Raw genomic sequence first — 18,155 nt, 5'->3', positions numbered from 1 at the left:
TGGGTGCTGTGGTCAGCCCCTCCGGTTTTTTACTGCAGTGTCTGTTCTGCCAGGCCCATGGCTGGGCCGCGCATCAGTTGCTCCACGTCTAACAGTATCAGCATACGCTCATCTTCATCTTCGCCTTTTGGAACCGTGGCGATGCCCAGGATGCTGGTGGAGTCGACGTGGCCACTAAAGGCCGGTACCGGCTTGACCATGTCGGCAGACAGTTCCACCACATCACTGACAGCATCCACTACGATTCCGACCACGCGACCCTGGAGCTGAAGGATGACCGTGACTGTCAATGCATCGTACGGGACGTCTGCCAGGCCGAATTGCATGCGCAAGTCAATGATGGGGACCATGACACCCCGCAGATTCAGGACACCTTTGACAAAATCAGAAGTACCCACCATGCGGGTGGACCGTTCATAGCCACGGATTTCCTGCACCTTGAGGATGTCGATGGCGTATTCCTCCTGGCCGATACGAAAACTCAGACATTCGCGCGCAGCAGGTGGCAAGTGCCTGTCCGCCATGGGAGTCGCCAGGGTTGGGGATACAGCAAGGTCTGTGGAAGTCATAGCATTTCTCCTTGGGGTTGTTGCAGGCAAGGGTTAAAAGGAACTCCAGTCGCCGTCGGCAGCGGCCAGTGCCGGCTTGGGTGATGCCGGCACTGGCAATGCCCGGGACATGCCTTTCACCAGAGGTGAAGACTTGACCAGGGTGCCCAGCTTGCGGACGACAGGGGCAACCCGATGCAATGCCGGGCTGGGAGTTGGCGTAACGTAAGACGAGGCGTCATTGGCGTCCAGCTTGAATACGCTGACGGTTTGCACCAGCTCCTGGGCCTGTGACTTCAGACTGCTGGCGGCGGCCGCCATTTCCTCCACCAAAGCGGCGTTTTGCTGGGTCACTTGGTCCATTTGAATCACAGCCTCACCGACCTGCGCCACACCAGCACTCTGCTCGTTGCTGGCAGCACTGATTTCGCCCATCAGGTCGGCCACCCGCTGGATGGAGTTCACCACTTCTGACATGGTGGTGCCGGCCTGGCCCACCAGACGGGTGCCCATCTCTACCCGTTCCACGCTGGCGCCTATCAATGCCTTGATTTCCTTGGCCGCCTCGGCAGATCGCCCCGCCAGCGAACGCACTTCGGTGGCCACCACGGCAAAGCCGCGGCCTTGCTCTCCGGCACGGGCCGCTTCCACCGCTGCGTTGAGGGCCAGGATGTTGGTCTGGAAGGCAATGCCGTCGATGACGCCAATGATGTCCGATATCTTGTGGGATGACGCGTTGATGTCCCTCATGGTGTCCACGACCTGGCCCACGACTTCCCCGCCTTTGACTGCGACGGATGACGCACTGATGGCCAGTTGGTTGGCCTGGCGTGCGCTATCGGCGTTTTGTTTGACGGTGGCGCTCAGTTGCTCCATGGAGGCGGCGGTCTCTTCCAGTGAGCTGGCCTGGGCTTCCGTGCGTGCACTCAGATCGTGGTTGCCCTGTGCAATTTCTGCACTGGCCGTGGACACCCCTTCCGAGCCCTGCCGTACAGAGCCCACCACCTGGACCAGGCTTTCCTGCATGTGCTTGAGGTGCGACATCATGCTGTGGTTGTCATTGGGGTGCAGTGCGATATGCACACTGAGATCACCGCTGGCGACCGCTTGCGCCAGTTTGGCGGCCTCTGCAGGCTCACCACCCAGCTGACGGGTAATCGAACGTGTCACCATCCAACCCAGCACGATGGCCAGTGCAATACTCAGTGCGTTGGCTACGATGAGCATGGTGCGCGCCTGCACATACTCGGCCTCTGTCTGCTGGAACTGCTCTTGGTTTTGCTTTTGTTGGACGGCAATGTTTTCTTCCAGCGCATCCAGCCATTTTTGCCAGGCGGGGTTGGCCTCCTTGAAGAGCAGTGCGATGGCTTCTGCCTCCTTGCCTCCCATTCCCAACTCAATCACTTTGTTATTCAGGGGCCGCGACAGGTTTTTGGCTTCGTCAATTTTGACCCGCAGGGCTTTGGCCTGTGGGTTGGGCGCAAACTTTTCCAATGCGGTCCAACTCTGGTCGTAGTCTTCTCGCGCCTTGGCAATTTTGACTTTTTCGCGTTCCTTTTCTGCAGGCTCATGCAGCAAGACCACGCTGCGCATGACCCGTGCCACCACATGCAGGGCGTCTGCCATGTTGGTGTTGAGCTGGATTTTGACGTTGTTGATCTGAACAATGTCGCGCAGGTTGTCCTGAATCGCGGCAAGCTTGGCAATGGACAAGGCGGCTGCAATCACACTGATCGCCAGTACCAAGCCGAATGCGCCTGCCAGTCGCGTGGAAACCTTCAGGTCTTTGATGCGCATGGTGTTTCTCCTAAAAATGAAACGTGATCTGGGGCCATGGCCGTTGTCATGCGGCCATGCTAGAAATGGATGGATGCAAGCAGGTTGATGTAGACCAAGCTTTGTCGTGTGACTTCAAACCAGCAGTACAGATTTGCATTCGCGTGCCTCCTGAGGCGTATCGCAAAACTGCAACTGGATGGCGAGTCTTTCAGCGCGTGCTAAAACCAATGCCTCGACGCAATCGCCGTCCAACCGGCCTCGTTCAACCTCCTTGCGCAGTTCGACTATGGCCGCTTCCTCGGTCCACGGAGCCTTGTAGGGCCTGGCGCTGGTCAGCGCGTCGTACACGTCAGCGACGGCGATCAGCCGCCCTTCCATGGGGATCTCATGCATCTGCAATCCGCGTGGATAGCCATTTCCATCGCCACGTTCATGGTGGCAGGCCACGATGTTGCGTATCACGGTGATGGCGCCATCATCACCAAAGCCGGTGTCTAAGCGGATCTTGTCGACAATCCGAATACCCAATTCGACGTGGGTGCGCATGATGTTCCATTCCTCGGCATTGAGTTTGCCGGGTTTGAGCAAGATGCTGTCGGGAATGCCGACTTTTCCGATGTCGTGCATCGGAGCGAAGAGCCGTACCTGTTCCACAAACAGGTCGCTGAAGTGGTGGCTGTCAGCGAGTTTGGTTGCCATCAGATGCGCGTACTGGCCCATGCGATCGAGGTGTTGGCCTGTCTCTTGGTCGCGTGTTCCGGCCAGCTCGCTCACCAGGCGCACGATACCTATCAGACTACCTGCCACTTTCTGTTGCAGCAGGTAGTGTTGGGAGATGAGGTCGGCAAAAACCTCCAGGAATTGGGCTACTTCCAGTGTGAACGCGCGAGCCTTGTACGAGTCAAAAAACAAAAAGGCTGCGAGCCTGTCGCCGTCGTGGATGGGGACGGTCAGGCTGGAGCGGTAGTTCATCTCTCGCAGCCATTGCGCATGCACTGCATATTGCGCAGGCGCCGCCTGAATGTCGTCTATGACCCGGCTTTTACGTTGATGCGCCAAAGCTTCCAGGGCGGGAATATCGCGCAGTCGGGTTTCATAGTGTTTCAGGGGTTGGGTATCGGTACTGCTGCTAAGAAATGTCTTCAGCATGTCCGTGGAGGGGTCATACACGGCAAGTGCAACCCGGTCCACATCGGGAAACTGGTCGGCAATCACACCATGTACCCGTGTCAGGTGCAGTGCCAGGTTGCCGGACATGGCCCCTCCGTGGTCTGTGAGGGTGTGGAAGTGTGTGTTTGGCATAACGCTTGTCTCCCGGCTGTTCTGATAAAAGTTTGCGAAAGGGCTATGCGAAGGCGAGCTGCTTGTGTTCCCTGCGCAACTCCACGGCATCGATTTGGGATAGGGTCTTTTCTCCCCGCACCAGGCGGAACAACCGCATGGAACTGCTGACGCCTTCTACCTGGCTCTGCACAGATTTAGCGGCAGCGGCCAGTTCTTCGACCATGGCAGCGTTTTGCTGGGTGATGGAGTCCATGTGTGCCACTGCTTCATTGATCTGCGAAACACCGACTTGCTGTTCAGAGGTGGCAGAGCTGATTTCGTCCAACATGCTGCGCACTTTGCCTACGGAGTCGAGGGCTTCCTGCATTTTTTCCAGGGCATTCTGGGTTTGTGCGTTGCCGGTAGAAACACGCTCTGCCGATTCAGTGATAAGTTGCTTGATTTCCCGGGCCGCACTGGTGGTGCGCTGTGCCAGCGAACGTACCTCGGACGCCACTACCGCAAACCCACGGCCAGCATCTCCAGCCCGGGCGGCTTCTACGGCGGCGTTCAATGCCAGGATGTTGGTCTGAAAGGCAACACCCTCAATCAGCTGAATGATTTCACCAATGCGCTTGGACGAATCGCTGATGTTTTGCATCGTGCCACCCACGGCATGTACGGCGTCGTTGCTGCGCCCGGTGACCTGCGATGTCTCTTGTGCCAGTCGGGCCCCTTGTATCGCGGAGGATGCACTTTGCTGCATGGTGCCGTTGATCTGCTCCATGGAGGCCGCGGTCTGCTGCAGGCTGCTGGCCTGGGACTCGGTGCGCGACGACAGGTCCTGGTTGCCGTCGGCAATCTCCTGCACAGCGGTACGCAACTGGTCCACTTCCTGGCGCACATCATTGACGACGGTACGCAGGTTCACGGACATTTGCATCAGCGCCTGCTGCAGTTTGCCTGTCATACCGGCTGCGCCCGTCTGTACGTTATGGGCCAGATCACCGGAGGCCAGGCGATTGGCATCCGCCACCAGCGCGTGCATGGGCTTGACCATCCAATGCCAGGTGAACCCAACCAGCGCTGTCACGGCCAGCGCTACGACACAGGCGGTTACTACCCACGGTAAGCCAAAGGCTCCGCACGCTGCCAGCACCACAGCGGCAAGCGTCTGCATCCATGCGAGCTTGCCCAGTGGACTCCACTGGAACAGTCGTTGCACGCGGCCCCACAGGTCGCGGCGCAACACTTGCCCTTGCTTCAGCACGTAGGTCTGGTGGCCCTTGGTGGCATCGGCAGACATTTTTTGGTAAAGGCTGGCAGCCGCAGCCACGCCTTTTGCGGAAGGCACCGTGCGCACTGACAGGAATCCGGTGACCTCTGCGCCATCCATCATGGGCGTGGCATTGGCTTGTACCCAGTAAAAGTCGCCATTCTTGCGCCGGTTCTTGACCAGGCCGCTCCATGGCAACTGCGCCTGAATCGTCTCCCACATGTCGCGGAAGGCTTCTGCGGGCATGTCGGGGTGCCGCACCAGATTGTGGGGTTGCCCCAGCAATTCTTCAGTAGAAAAGCCGCTTGCGGCGACAAAGGCGGGGTTGCAGTAGGTAATGCGCCCCTTGGTGTCCGTCACGGAGACCAGGGTTTGGTCGGGGGACAAACGGTATTCATTGTCGGTGATGGGTTGGTTGACTCTCATGGTTCATCTCCTTGGGAAGTGGTGCCATGCGCTGGCGATGCGGTGTGCAAACCCTGGGTCAAATGGCTCACCAAGGGCAGCAGCTCTTCAAACAGGTCCTTTTTGCTGACAAACGCCATTGCGCCCATGTGGGACGCAATCTGTTGGTATTCCGGGGAACAGTTCATGGACAGGAAAACAAATGGCGGGGTCTCTGGCAACAGCTTCAACTGGCGGGCCACTTCCAGGCCGCCCATGCCGGGCATGGCAATGTCCAGAATGACCAGGTCGGGGGGCGCCGTGCGAACCAGTGCCAGGGCGCTGGGACCGTCCTGTGCAGACGCAACCACCTTGACACCCGGCACGCTTTCCAGGGCTGCCTGGCAGGCTAAGCGGAAGGTGTCGCTGTCATCAACCAACACAATGCTGAAAGAGCGGCTGTTGACCGCTCCATCGTGCAAAAGTGATTGTGTGTGTGCCATGGGTCCACTGTAGAAGTGGGGGCACCGAAAGAAAATCAGGTAGGTACCTGAAAGGGTGACCTAAAACACCTGAGAGCCCGGCATACCGGAGACGCGATGGTCTGCTTTCAGGACTCTGCGGAGATGATCCCGGTGCGGATGGCGTAACGGACCAGTCCGGCGACATCGTGGATGTCGAGCACGCGCATGAGTTGCGTGCGGTGCGTATCGGCCGTCTTGACGGACAGATCCAGCCGGCGTGCAATGTCCTTGGTACTGCTGCCTTCGGCAATCAGTTTCAGTACTTCACGCTGGCGTGGCGTGAGTACTTCCGTTTCGGTGGATTCGCTGCGCAGCCGCTGCACATAGTCGTTCATGACGCCCTTGGAAACTTCGGGGCTGAGGTAGGTCTCCCCCTGCATGACAGTGCGGATAGCACGGTCAAAGTCGCGGGGGGCCGCATCTTTCAGGATGTAGCCTGCGGCACCGTTGACCAGTGCCTGACGCACATATTCTTCATTCATGTGCATCGACAGGATCAAGATGCGCACTGTGGGCAGCACCTTGGTCAATTGGGCGGTAGCGTCCAAGCCATTGAGTGTCGGCATGCTGATGTCCATCAGTACCAGGTCAGGTGACAGGGACTGCGCCATCTCCAGCAATTGCAAGCCGTTGTCGGCTTCGCCCATGACCTCGATGTCGGGCAGGTTCTCCAGCAATTTGCGCAGGCCTGCGCGCATCAGTTGGTGGTCGTCTGCTACGAGGGTGCGTATGGGCATTACTGTGCGTTCTTGCGTTTCCACAAGCGCTCCAATGGTCGATTCAGACATTTTTGTTGCACGATGCGCTCCCCTTCTATTGCTACCAATGCTAACCAAAAGGACAAAGAAGTGGTGTGAAATTAATGCCTTGCATCTATTGGAGCGGGCATCGTCCTGGTAGCCGATATTCCTGCAAAGGAAAGGCCTTTGCGTATTGCAGTGATGTTTGTTATAAAACTCTGTTACCTTGGTCACGCAAAGGGAGTTCTCTTGAATAAATCAAAAATCGCCAAAACGGACGAAGGCGGTGCGGCTGAAGTTCCGGGTTCCAGCATCCAGTTTGCCGACTATATGCAAAACATAGTCGCGCAATTCGACGCGCAGTTTCGCCATTTGTACGTCAACAAGGCCGTCGAAACGGCGACGGGCTTGCCGTCAGAGTGGTTTCTGGGGAAGACCAATCGTGAGCTGGGTATGCCCCGGGTGCTGTGTGATCTGTGGGATCGTGAGCTGCGCACCGTCTTTGAAAGCGGGCGAACCTCCGAGATCAGTTTTTCCTTTGATGGCCCCAGCCAAAAACACCAGATTTATTCGCGCCTGATTCCGTTGCAGGGGGAGGATGGCATCGTGACCTCAGTCGTCTCAGACGGAAAGGACATCACGGATCTGGCGCAAGCGCAAGCGCAGTTGCAAACGCTGATCCGCGAACGCAAGGCTTTTGAACTGGATGCAGAGCGCTTTCGCGCGATCGTGCAGCATTCCGACGACGCCATCATCAGCAAATCGCTGGATGGCCGTATCACGAGCTGGAACCGTGGTGCGGCGGCTATTTTTGGCTACACCGAAGAAGAGATGATGGGCAAGCCCATGGTGCTTCTGTTTCCGCCAGACCGTCTGCAGGAAGAAGGCTTCATTCTGGAGAAGTTGCTTGCGGGTGAAAAGGTTGACCATTTTGAAACTGTGCGCATGCGCAAGGACCAAAGCCTGGTCAATGTGTCTGTCACGATATCCCCCATCCGGGATGCCACCGGGCGGATTGTTGGCGCTTCCAAAATCGCACGCGACATTACGCAGCGTCTGCGAATGGAGGTCATGGCGGAGCATTTCGCGGCCATCGTGGCGTCAACGGATGACGCCATCATCAGCAAGTCGCTGGACGGCACGGTGACCAGCTGGAATCCCGCAGCACAAGCGATGTTTGGTTATGCCTCACAGGAAATTCTGGGTAAATCGATTCGCCGCATCATTCCGGACGATCTGTGGAATGACGAGGACCTCATACTGGAACGGCTCAGGCAGGGCGAGAAGATAGACCACTTTGAAACTGTGCGCCGCCACAAAAATGGCTCCCTGCTGGACGTTTCCGTGACCATCTCTCCCATACGGGATGCCGACGGCTGGATCACTGGCGCCTCCAAAATCGTGCGCGACAACAGTGCCCGAAAGCGCTACCTGGCCGCGCAGAAGGAGCATATCAACCGTTCCCAGATGCTGACCCGTCAGGTCATTGAAGCCCAGGAGGACGAGCGTCGTCGTGTGGCACTGGAATTGCATGATGAGTTGGGGCAGACGCTCACCGCCTTGAAGATCAACCTGCAATTGGCGCAGCAGGCACCGTCGACAACGCCGGGACACCTGTCGGAAAGCCTGACGTTGATCGACCATGCCATGCGGGAGGTGCGACGCCTGGCCCATACCCTGCGGCCGCCCATGCTCGATGACCTGGGGCTGATTCCGGCCCTGCGCTGGTTGGTGGACCAGCACACATCACGCAGCAAAGCCGAAATTCTGTTTGACCACGATTTGGGTGGTACTCGCCTGCCTCCGGAAATGGAAACGGTCTGTTTTCGTGTGGCGCAAGAAGCACTGACCAATATCGCACGCCATGCACACGCCAGCCGTGTTGTGATTGACTTGCGCAAAAGGGCGGGTTGGCTGGACATGACCCTGACAGATAACGGTCGTGGATTTGACATCCGAGCCAAACGTGCACTGGCCGAAGCTGGCGCCAGTCTGGGAATACTGGGCATGCAGCAGCGTGCGGATGCGGTGGGGGCGCAGTTTTCGATGGACGCCCAACTGGGCCAAGGATGCACAGTGACGCTACGCAAGCAGATTGAAGCGTCCGAATAGAGGGACGTTGTGCAAGGCCGAATGGGCGTGGCTGCATGCGCCGCCCGCCAAGCATCCTGCGAAAGCCAGTTTTAGTTCTTAACCCTGTGCCACGCCATGCACACTGCGCCGACCGCCAATGCAGAGCCTGCCAACACTTCAAACCAGATGGTGAGGTTGGTGGCCAATGTGTGCTCGGTGCACAGGGCCAGCGTGTAGTGCAGCAGGCCATCAAGCCCGCAAACGCCGTAGGCCATGAGAAGCAAGGCCCCCAAGGCATGCAGCCCCAGGCGGCTCACGATCAGGCCTGCCACGCCCAAGCTGCTCACCGCGAGCCACGCCCAGTACACCGTCTCCCGTGTGATGAAGGCCGGCATATTGGGGTAGATGGCAATGAACTCTGCGTTGTGCGCGAAGTGCGTGAGGCTGGCGATGAAGTACACGGCCAGCAACAGCCAGACGGGCTTGGAGAGATGGGGTGCAGTGAGGGGGATGTGCATGCATCCATCCTAGCTGGGTATTTGAAATAGATGCGTGCGCCGAGACATCAAGAAAAAGCCCCGCCAGTCTTGCAACTGCGGGGCTTTTTTCTATGCGTATTTGCTACTAATTCAATAGCTGGTTGCGCATATTCCACGAGGGCTAGAGGCCAATTTTTCCCCTAAATCCCTCGTATTACACCAACAAGGCATTTACGCGCTTCACATACGCCGCAGGGTCCGCAGGCAGTCCGCCTTCAGCCAGCAGGGCCTGGTCAAACAGGATGTGGGCCAGGTCGTTGAAATGCACCGAGCCGTCGAGCTTTTTCACCAGCGCGTGTTCGGCGTTGACTTCCAGCACGGGCTTCACCTCGGGCGCAACTTGGCCAGCCTGCTTGAGCATGCGGGCGAGTTGTGTGCTCATGCCGTCGTCTTGCACCACCAGGCAGGCGGGGCTGTCGACCAGGCGGGTGGTGACGCGCACGTCTTGCGCTTTGTCCTTGAGCGCTTCTTTCAGCTTGGCCAGCAGGGGCTTGAAAGCTTCGGCAGCTTCTTCAGCGGCTTTCTTCTCGGCCTCGTCCTGCAGCTTGCCCAGATCGACCGCGCCCTTGGCGACGGACTGCATCGGCGTGCCGTCGAAGTCGTGCAGGTAGTTCAGCGCCCACTCGTCCACGCGATCGGTCATCAGCAGGACTTCGATGCCCTTTTTCTTGAACACTTCGAGCTGCGGGCTGTTCTTGGCGGCGGCCGCGTTGTCGGCGGTGATGTAGTAAATCGCCTCCTGGCCTTCCTTCATGCGCGCCTTGTAGTCGGCCAGCGACACGCTCACGCTGTCGGTGGTGCTGCTGGCAAAGCGCAGCAGTTTGGCCAGGCGTTCCTTGTTGGCGAAGTCTTCGCCCAGGCCTTCTTTGAGCACGGCGCCAAATTCTGCGTAGAACTTGCTGTACTTGCCAACCTGTGCTTTGTCTTCTTCGCTGACTACGTCGGTTACACCGTCAGCACCGGCTTCCGGCAGCTTGTCGTGTTTGGCCAGCGTTTCCAGCATGGACAGCACACGTTTGGTGTTGCCCTCGCGGATGGCCTTCACGTCGCGGCTTTCCTGCAGCAGTTCGCGCGATACGTTCAACGGCAGGTCGACAGAGTCCACAACGCCTTTGACAAAGCGCAGGTAGGTAGGCAACAGCGCCTCGGCGTCGTCCATGATGAAGACGCGTTTGACGTACAGCTTCACGCCCGCAGACTTCTCGCGGTTGTACAGGTCCATCGGGGCCTTGCCGGGGATGTACAGCAGCTGGGTGTATTCGGTGCTGCCTTCCACGCGGTTGTGCGTGTGGGCCAGCGGCGCTTCAAAGTCGTGGCTGATCTGCTTGTAGAAGTCGTCGTACTGCTCTGGGCTGATGTCCTTCTTGGCGCGGGCCCAGATGGCGTTGGCCTTGTTGACGGTTTCCCACTCGCCGGTCTTGACCATGGCGCCGGGCTGGCGGCCACCGTTTTCGTCCGATGGGTTGATCAGCTCGCCGTCTTTCCACTCTTCCTTTTCCATCTGGATGGGCAGGCTGATGTGGTCGGAGTACTTGTTGATGATGCCTTTGACTTTCCAGGCTTGGGCGTAGTCTTGTGCGTCGTCGCGCAGGTGCAGGATGACGCTGGTGCCGCGTGCTTCGCGGGTGATGCTTTCCACCTCAAACGCGCCGCCACCGCTGGCGCCGCCGTCGCTGACCCAGCGTACGGCTTGGTCCGCGGGCAGGCCGGCACGGCGGGATTCGACCGTGATCTTGTCGGCCACGATAAAGCCGGAGTAAAAGCCCACGCCGAACTGGCCGATGAGCTGCGAGTCGGCCTTCTGGTCGCCGGACAGCTTGCTCACAAAGTCCTTGGTGCCGCTCTTGGCGATGGTGCCCAGGTTGTCGATGGCTTCCTGTTGCGAGAGGCCAATGCCGTTGTCGGTGATGGTCAGTGTCTTGGCATCCTTGTCGAAGGTGACTTTGACTTTCAGCTCGGGATCGTTCTCGTACAGGCCGCTGTTGTTGATCGCTTCAAAGCGCAGCTTGTCGCAGGCGTCGGACGCGTTGGAGATCAGCTCGCGCAGGAAAATTTCCTTGTTGGAGTACAGCGAGTGGGTAACCAGGTGCAACAGTTGTGCAACTTCGGCCTGGAAATTCATGGTTTGCTTGGTCATAGATGGGTCTCTGAGTCTCTGTAAAACGGTTCGCGCGCCTGTCAGGCGGTGCCTGTGGCGCGGGCAACCCGCAATTATGGGCGATGGGCCGGGTTTCAAGAGGGGCGTCCGGGCTCTTCCCATGGAGGGGCAAGAACGGCTACAGTTAATGGAAATACTGACGCAAGGGATAAGCCGACCATGACACCGGAGAAGCCGAAGACCGTACCCCCCAAGCCCGGCGGCACCCGGCCGTACGATCCCTTGCTGGACCCGCTGCCCCTGCCCGACGTGGTGGAAAGTGACTCCGACACGGCCTGGGGCCTGTGGGAGGACAGCCTGCAAACCCCGCACGACGGACCCGAGGAAACCCAGATCGCGCCATTGGACGGGGCCTACGACGACACCGAGCCCATGGACCTGCCCGACCCGGCGGCCAAGAAACCGCCCAGCCGCGGCGCTTGAAGCCCGTTCTCTAGCGTCCCTTGCAGGCCTGGCGCAAAAACTGCCCGGCCACAAACAAATCCCGCTCTATCCCCCGGCGCACCGCGGCGCTGTCGCGTTTAGCCACGGCCTTGAGCACGTCCGAGTGGGCGTCGTTGAGTACCCCCAGCGCATCCGCATGTTCAAACAACTGGTTGGACAGCGGCCCCACCTTGAGCCACACGGTTTCTATCAGCGCGAGCAGCGTGGGTGAGCCAGCGGCGCGGTACAGGATGAGATGGAAGTCTTCGTTGGCGGCCAGGTAAGCCTTGGCGTCGGCCGCCTTCAGCGCTGCATCCATTTGCCGGGACAAGGTTTTCAGCGTGGCCTGGTCTTGCGTAGACAGCCGCAGCGTGCCGCGCTCGGCGGCCTCGCCCTCCAGCAGCAGGCGCATGTCCAGCACATCGTCAAACTCGGCGCGCGACAGAAAGGGCACGGCCACACCGGCGTTGGGCACATTGACCAGCGCGCCTTCGGACGCCAGGCGCTGCAGCGCGGCGCGCACCGGCATGACGCCCACGCCCAGGTCTTCGGCGACCTGGCGAATCTTCAGCCGTTCACCTGGCAGAAAGCGCCCCACGGTGACCCACTGGCGCAGGGTTTGGTAACAGGTGTCTTGTTGCGTGGTCGTCGGGGCATCCGTTCGGGCGGAGGCTGTTGAAGCCTCTGCAACGCGAACGGGTTTGGTCACCTTCGTTTTAGCCATGGCAAAGCGCGTCCAGCACGTTGTCAAACGTATCCAGCAACTGCTGCACATGGGCCGCTGTGGTACTGGGGCAGATCAGCATCATGTTGTGGAAGGGGGTGATCATCACGCCGCGGTTCAGTAACGCCAGATGGATCAGGTGCTCCAGGTCGCTGTCCAGTGCGTCACCGGCCTCACTGCCGTTGCGAGGTGGCGTGGTGCGGAACTGGAACTCGCTGCGCGCGCCCAGTTGTGTCACGCACCAGGGCAGGCGGCGCTGGGCGATGCGTGTGCGCAAGCCTTCGGCCAGCGTGTGCGACAGCGCCAGCATGGGCGCATAGACGGCCGGTGTCATCAACTCGCTTAGCGTGGCACGCATCGCCGCCATGGCCAGCAGGTTGCCGGACAGCGTGGTGCCAATGCCCGAGTGGCCGGGCGGCGCGGTGCGCTTGGCGTGCACCACACGTGCGGCCCACTCAGCGCTAAAGCCATAGGCCGCGCAGGGCAGGCCACCGCCCACGGGTTTACCGACCACCAGCGCATCCGGCTGCAGGCCTTGCGCCCGTGTGTAGCCGCCGGGGCCGCAGCTGATGGTGTGAGTTTCGTCGAGGACCAGCGCGGCACCATGCTTTTTGATGAGGGTCTGCGCCGCTTCCCAGAAGCCGGGCTCGGGCAGCACCATGCCGATATTGGTCATCGCTGGTTCGGCCAGCACACAGGCGATGTCGCCCTTGGCCAGTGCCGCTTCCAGCGCGGCCAGGTCGTTGAACTCCACGACCACCGTGTGGGCGGTCAGGTCATGTACCTGACCCAGCAGGCTGTCGCGCTGCGTGGGTACGCCGTCCACCAGATCGACAAACACGTCTTCAATCGTGCCGTGGTAACAGCCGTTGAACACCAGCAGTTTCTTGCGCCCGCTGGCAGCACGCAGCCAGCGCAATACATAGCGGTTGGCGTCCGTCGCGGTCATGGCGAACTGCCAGTGCGTCAGGCCAAAGTGCGCGTGGAACAGCTCGCCCACCACGGCTGCGTCTTCACCGCCCAGCATCGCTGTCATGCCCTGCGCGGCCTGTTGGGCGATGGCCTGAACCACCACGGTGGGTGCGTGGCCGAACATGGCGCCGGTATCGCCCAGGCAAAAGTCCACCAGCGTGTGGCCGTCGGCGTCCGTGATGTCCACGCCCTGGGCCTTGGCCACCTGCAGCGCAAACGGCGTGCCCCAGTCGTTCATCCAGTGCAGCGGCACGCCAAACATCAGGTGCTTTTGGGCGCGCTGCGACAGTGACTGCGAGCGCGGGTTGCGTTGTACGAAAGCGGCCACTTCGCGTGCCAGCAGCGCTTGCGCGCGGTCCCAGCGGATGCCGTGGCGAAAAGAGGGTTCAGAAGTGTTCATGTTGTTCTCAGAACAGAAGTACGTCATCCCGTTCGCCCTGAGCCTGTCGAAGGGCTCGCAAGGCTTCGACAGGCTCAGCCCGAACGGTGGAAGTCAGACCAGCAAGAGCAGATGTTCGCGCTCCCAGGAACTGATCACGCGGTTGTAGGTGCGGAACTCCAGTTCCTTGACGGCGCAAAACGCGTCGATGAACAGCTCACCCAGCACACCGCGCATGGGGCCGCATTCGCGCAGCAATCGAATAGCGTCTTCCAGGTGGCGCGGTAGTGCGGCTTCCATTTGCCAGGCGCTGGCGGTCAGCGGCGCACTGGGCTGCTCCTGTTCCAGCATCCCCAGATAGCCGCAGGCCAGCGTGGTGGCAATCGCCAGATACGGGTTCACATCGACACCCGGCACACGGTTTTCTACGCGCCGTGCGGCCGGGCTGGAGTTGGGGATACGAATGCCGCAAGTGCGGTTGTCATAACCCCACTGCACATTGGTGGGGGCCGACATGTCGGGTGTCAGGCGGCGGTACGAGTTCACATACGGAGCGAACAGCGCAGTGACCTGTGGCACGTACTTTTGCAGGCCCGCGATGTAGTGGAAGAAAGCGGGGCTGGCCGTGCCATCGGCCTGGCTGAAGACGTTGTTGCCATCCTTGTCGAGGATGCTCTGGTGGATGTGCATGGCGCTGCCGGGCTCCATCTCCATGGGCTTGGCCATGAAGGTGGCGAAGATACCGTGGCGCAGCGCCGTCTCGCGCACCGCGCGCTTGAACAGGAACACGCGGTCGGCCAGTTCCAGCGGCTCGCCGTGGTTGAAGTTGATCTCCATCTGACCAGCGCCCGCTTCATGGATCAGTGTTTCCACACCGAGGTTGTGCACCTCGCAGAACTGCGACAGCTCCATGAAAAACGGGTCGAAGTCATTGACCGCATCGACCGAATAGCTCTGCCGCCCGGCCTCCGGTTTGCCGCTGCGGCCGATGGGCGGTTGCAGCGGCTCATGCGGGTTCTGCTGGCGCGCTACCAAAAAGAATTCCATCTCGGGCGCGACCACCGGGTTCCAGCCCTTTTGCGCGTACAGCTCCAGAACCTTGCGCAGCACGGCGCGCGGCGAGAGCGAGACGGCGCGGCCGTCCCATTCATGGCAGTCATGGATCACTACGGCCACGTTTTCCTTGGCCCAAGGGACGACGCGGAACGTATTGATATCGGGCTTGCAGACCATGTCGGGGTCGGTATCGCCCACGTATGGCGTGTTGTCGGGCTGCTGGCCGTTCACGGTGTTGAGCAACACGCTTTTGGGTAGGCGCATTTCTCCGGCGGAGAGGAACAGGTCCTTGGGCATGATCTTGCCGCGGGCGATGCCAGTGATGTCGGGGATGATGCATTCCACTTCGTGGATGCGGTGGTCGGCCAGGAGTTGGGCGATGGGGGTGGTCATGAGGGGCTTTCCGCGCACCCGGATGTGGATGCGCTAGTTCAATATTTGATCACAAATTTCATTCTTCGGGAATTGGGTTGGATTGCTTGGCGTGTCGGGTTGTGCGCCCGACAGCGCAGTAACTTTCTTTTGCTTCGCCAAAAGAAAGTCACCAAAGAAAAGGCGACCCTGCTGTCTGCGACCCCTGCGCTTCGCTACGGGGCAACCTGCGGTGCTCGGGGTCGGCGGGGTCTGGCTCGAACTCGCCCTGCGGGCTCAAACAATCGCCAGCCCTGATCCGCCGCCCCCTGCGCTCCTCGGCGCATACAGAAGGGATGGGGCGATTCACGCGCCGTCGCCGCGCTCGGCGCTGGGAGCAGACACGCTTTGCTCGTTGGACTCGTTACTGGCGCGCGTAGCGGCCAGCAGTGCCGCACACCAATCTTCGAGGCAGCCCCAACCGCCGGCGTTGGCCGTGGAGCGAAATAGCGGTGGCAACCTCACCCCGTAATTCCGTATCCGGCGCGAAGAATCCAAATCGGCTGTTAAGGCTCCCTTTCCGCCCGGCGGGGTGGAAAGGGCGGGGGGATAGGGGGGAAGGCGAGGTTTATGCGCAGCGAAACGTTCGAGACAGGAAAATATGATCAAATCAAGAAGAAAGCCACTCCAGTATCTGCCGACTAACTTCAGGGCTACGCAGTAGCTCCATATGGTTAGTTCGATAAAGGATGTGTCGCCTGGCTTTGGCAAACGCCAATCGATAACCAGCCACATCATGCTGCCCCAACGCACTCTGCAACGGCACCAACCCATCGCCCACCAACCGCTCTGCCAACGGACTACGCGATCCAGCAACGGTGGCCGCCACCGTGTAACAAGTCACCCCGGCAGGCAGCGGTAACGGGGTGCGCCGGTCCGGGCCTCTCTCAAAGCGGTCACGCCCTGCCCAGTCCGCTTCCAGCACATGGCCAAAGCGCAGATCGGTGATGCCGCTGCTGCGCAACTGCCCCAGCTTGGCAAACGGGCGCGAGTAGGGCGTGGTGCCCAGGATTACGTCGATCCAGTTGCCAGCACGCTCCAGCGGCGCGCCGTGGTGCGGTGTGCCGAGGAAGACGATGTTCTTCAAAAGTTGCGGCCATAGCATGCCGGTTTGTTGGGCCTGTTGCACCGCGCTGCGGGTGATCAGTCCGCCCATGCTGTGCGCCACGATGGTGAGGGTTTCGATGGGTACCGGCCACAGTGCGCGCAGTTGCTCCAACTGCTCGGCTAGAGCGTGGCCGTTGGTGGAGGTGTACAGGCCGGTGTTGTAGCGCAGATAAACGGGTGTGTAGCCCAGGTCCTGCAACTGCAAATCCCACGACAACTCGTTCATGCACAGGCCATGAATGAACAGCATGAGCTTGCCGTTGACTTGCCCTGCCTTCGGATAACTGTCTGGTGTGAGTACACGGCCGTCCCAACGGAGCGTCATCGGTGTGGCCAGCGGGTTTTTCGTCTCTACCAGGCGGTCCCCCAGCACGCCGTTCAGCGCGGCCAGCACTGCGGCACGTGGGTAGGATTCGGGCGGGGCTTGTTCGGCCAATTCCAGCACCGGTTGCAGTGCGGCCAGTAGCACATCCAGGCTTTTGCCCACGAGTTGGGTGATGCCATGCACGCACTGGTAGACCAGCCCGGTGATGCCGCGTGTGCGCCCCGCAGCCTTGCCACCTGGCACGCCCATGCTGCCCAACACGGATTGGTGCACGCCTTCGGCCATGCGCGTCACGCCCAGCGTGGCCTGTGTGGCAAGCTGTGCGACGCCGCGCAGGTCGGTGGGGCGCACGTGGGTGAGCACGGCTTTGGGGGGAGTGGTTTTGGGTTTGGCCATGGCGCATTGTGGGCGGCTTGTGCGAAGCCGCAAAATTCTCCGTTCGGCCTGAGCTTGTCGAAGGCTCCCTGGAGTTGACTCGGGGTGCGCTTCGACCCCTTCGACAGGTTCAGGTCAGGCGGCTCAGCGCGAACGGATTTCTCAGTTCAGTTTGGGGGATGCAGTCAGCGTGCTCAGTGGCAAATCGCTCACCTCGGCCAACAGCTTGGCCAACTGCACGCCGGCCACATCCAACAGTGCCTGGCCTTTGGCCGCAGTGGCCGCAGCCGCATTCCCGGCCGCGCCCTGCGCGTTGTAGTCCTGCATCTGCCAGCCCAGTTTGGCGGACTTGCCGTTGCCGAGCACAGGGTATTTGGCTGCGCGGTCTTGCGACGTGCTGTGGAAATTTTGTGCTTGCACCATGTCCACGCGGTGGGCCACCAGGGCCAGCATCATCGATGTTTCGATGTCACCAGCGTGCACGCCAAAGCGGTGTTCTTCGGCAGGGAAGAGGCCGTTGACCGCATCACCCAGCGGCAGGTTGTACCAGCTGCTGCTGTAAACAATTAGGTCATGCGCAGCGCGCAGTTCGCGCGCCACGATGTCCATCAGGCTGACCTGTCCGCCGTGGCTGTTGAACAGCACCAGCTTTTTGATGCCCGCGCGCGCCACGCTGGCGCCCAGCTCGGTCCACAGCGCAATCAGCGTCGGTGCAGACAAAGTAAGCGTGCCAGGAAAACGGATGTGCTCGGGGCTATACCCCACCGCTTGTGTGGGCAGTATCAATACGGGCAAGTCGGTGGCCAGGTGCGGCAGCGCCGCGGCAATCACACCATCCACCAAGGTGCTGTCCACGCTGGTGGGCAGGTGCGGGCCATGCTGCTCGGTGGCCGCCACGGGCAGTACGGCCACGGTCTTGTCCAGCATGGGGCTGGCCGCCAGTTGCGCGAAGTGGCGGGTGCTCAGGTCGGCCCAGAAACGTGACGGGAGTTGCATGGCTTTATCTTAGAAAGAAAAAACACCGTTCGGGCTGAGCCCTTCGACGGGCTCAGGACAGGCCAAGCTCAGGGCGAACGGATGTGGTTTGCTCGACAACATC

16 protein-coding genes are annotated in these 18,155 nt (G+C 60.3%); 2 read left to right on the top strand and 14 right to left on the bottom strand.

The features are described 5' to 3' along the window. Positions 1-29: 29 nt before the first annotated feature. The 6 genes from RS694_RS18060 to RS694_RS18035 form a co-directional block, all read right to left on the bottom strand. Complete coding sequence (locus RS694_RS18060) at positions 30-524, bottom strand: chemotaxis protein CheW (protein ID WP_029709510.1); 495 nt, start codon at positions 522-524, stop codon at positions 30-32. A 78-nt stretch (positions 525-602) separates the two neighbouring features. Continuing rightward, positions 603-2,345 (bottom strand): methyl-accepting chemotaxis protein, encoded by a 1,743-nt coding sequence (locus tag RS694_RS18055; protein ID WP_037248435.1) that lies wholly within the window; start codon positions 2,343-2,345, stop codon positions 603-605. 114 nt (positions 2,346-2,459) lie between these two features. Next, a complete protein-coding gene (locus tag RS694_RS18050) occupies positions 2,460-3,584 on the bottom strand; it encodes an HD-GYP domain-containing protein (protein ID WP_051392111.1) in 1,125 nt (374 codons plus the stop codon). Positions 3,585-3,672: 88 nt separating this feature from the next. After that, positions 3,673-5,292, bottom strand: coding sequence for a methyl-accepting chemotaxis protein (locus tag RS694_RS18045; protein ID WP_029709507.1), 1,620 nt, complete (start codon positions 5,290-5,292; stop codon positions 3,673-3,675). Beyond that, complete coding sequence (locus tag RS694_RS18040) at positions 5,289-5,753, bottom strand: response regulator (RefSeq protein WP_076069896.1); 465 nt, start codon at positions 5,751-5,753, stop codon at positions 5,289-5,291. Before RS694_RS18040 ends, RS694_RS18045 begins: the two co-directional genes overlap by 4 nt. Before the next feature lie 107 nt (positions 5,754-5,860). After that, positions 5,861-6,511, bottom strand: coding sequence for a response regulator (locus RS694_RS18035; protein ID WP_029709505.1), 651 nt, complete (start codon positions 6,509-6,511; stop codon positions 5,861-5,863). Positions 6,512-6,763: 252 nt separating this feature from the next. Between RS694_RS18035 and RS694_RS18030 the strand changes: the two genes are divergently transcribed. After that, positions 6,764-8,626 (top strand): PAS domain S-box protein, encoded by a 1,863-nt coding sequence (locus RS694_RS18030; protein ID WP_051392109.1) that lies wholly within the window; start codon positions 6,764-6,766, stop codon positions 8,624-8,626. 71 nt (positions 8,627-8,697) lie between these two features. On the opposite strand, the gene RS694_RS18025 is transcribed toward RS694_RS18030, so the two are convergent. Together RS694_RS18025 and htpG are read right to left on the bottom strand one after the other, a co-directional pair. Then, positions 8,698-9,105, bottom strand: a complete 408-nt coding sequence (locus RS694_RS18025; RefSeq protein WP_029709503.1) for a hypothetical protein — start codon at positions 9,103-9,105, stop codon at positions 8,698-8,700. A gap of 175 nt (positions 9,106-9,280) precedes the next feature. Then, on the bottom strand, positions 9,281-11,263 hold the full coding sequence (gene htpG / locus RS694_RS18020) for a molecular chaperone HtpG (RefSeq protein ID WP_029709502.1): 1,983 nt from the start codon (positions 11,261-11,263) through the stop codon (positions 9,281-9,283). A 180-nt stretch (positions 11,264-11,443) separates the two neighbouring features. On the opposite strand from htpG, the gene RS694_RS18015 reads away from it, so the two are divergent. Further along, positions 11,444-11,707: a hypothetical protein gene (locus tag RS694_RS18015; protein WP_029709501.1), complete on the top strand. Its 264-nt coding sequence runs from the start codon at positions 11,444-11,446 to the stop codon at positions 11,705-11,707. Positions 11,708-11,717: 10 nt separating this feature from the next. On the opposite strand, the gene RS694_RS18010 is transcribed toward RS694_RS18015, so the two are convergent. The 6 genes from RS694_RS18010 to RS694_RS17990 form a co-directional block, all read right to left on the bottom strand. After that, positions 11,718-12,431 carry a GntR family transcriptional regulator gene (locus RS694_RS18010; protein WP_081708721.1) on the bottom strand — a complete coding sequence of 238 codons (714 nt, stop codon included), beginning with the start codon at positions 12,429-12,431 and terminating at the stop codon, positions 11,718-11,720. Further along, positions 12,424-13,803: an aspartate aminotransferase family protein gene (locus tag RS694_RS18005; protein WP_029709499.1), complete on the bottom strand. Its 1,380-nt coding sequence runs from the start codon at positions 13,801-13,803 to the stop codon at positions 12,424-12,426. The genes RS694_RS18010 and RS694_RS18005 overlap by 8 nt, the downstream gene beginning before the upstream one ends. Positions 13,804-13,896: 93 nt before the next feature. After that, entirely contained in the window at positions 13,897-15,231 is a 1,335-nt protein-coding gene (locus RS694_RS18000) for a glutamine synthetase family protein (RefSeq protein WP_029709498.1), read from the bottom strand. Positions 15,232-15,555: 324 nt separating this feature from the next. Continuing rightward, on the bottom strand, positions 15,556-15,714 hold the full coding sequence (locus RS694_RS20565; protein WP_156876178.1) for a hypothetical protein: 159 nt from the start codon (positions 15,712-15,714) through the stop codon (positions 15,556-15,558). A 145-nt stretch (positions 15,715-15,859) separates the two neighbouring features. Further along, positions 15,860-17,077: an esterase/lipase family protein gene (locus RS694_RS17995; protein WP_076069893.1), complete on the bottom strand. Its 1,218-nt coding sequence runs from the start codon at positions 17,075-17,077 to the stop codon at positions 15,860-15,862. Between the two features lie 141 nt (positions 17,078-17,218). Then, complete coding sequence (locus tag RS694_RS17990) at positions 17,219-18,052, bottom strand: creatininase family protein (protein WP_029705254.1); 834 nt, start codon at positions 18,050-18,052, stop codon at positions 17,219-17,221. Positions 18,053-18,155 lie beyond the last annotated feature (103 nt).

The sequence above is a fragment of the Rhodoferax saidenbachensis genome (genome assembly GCF_001955715.1).
Classification (GTDB): Bacteria; Pseudomonadota; Gammaproteobacteria; order Burkholderiales; family Burkholderiaceae_C; genus Allorhodoferax; species Allorhodoferax saidenbachensis.
Note: the sequence above shows the minus strand (reverse complement) of the source record. Positions and strands in the feature narration are given on the sequence as shown.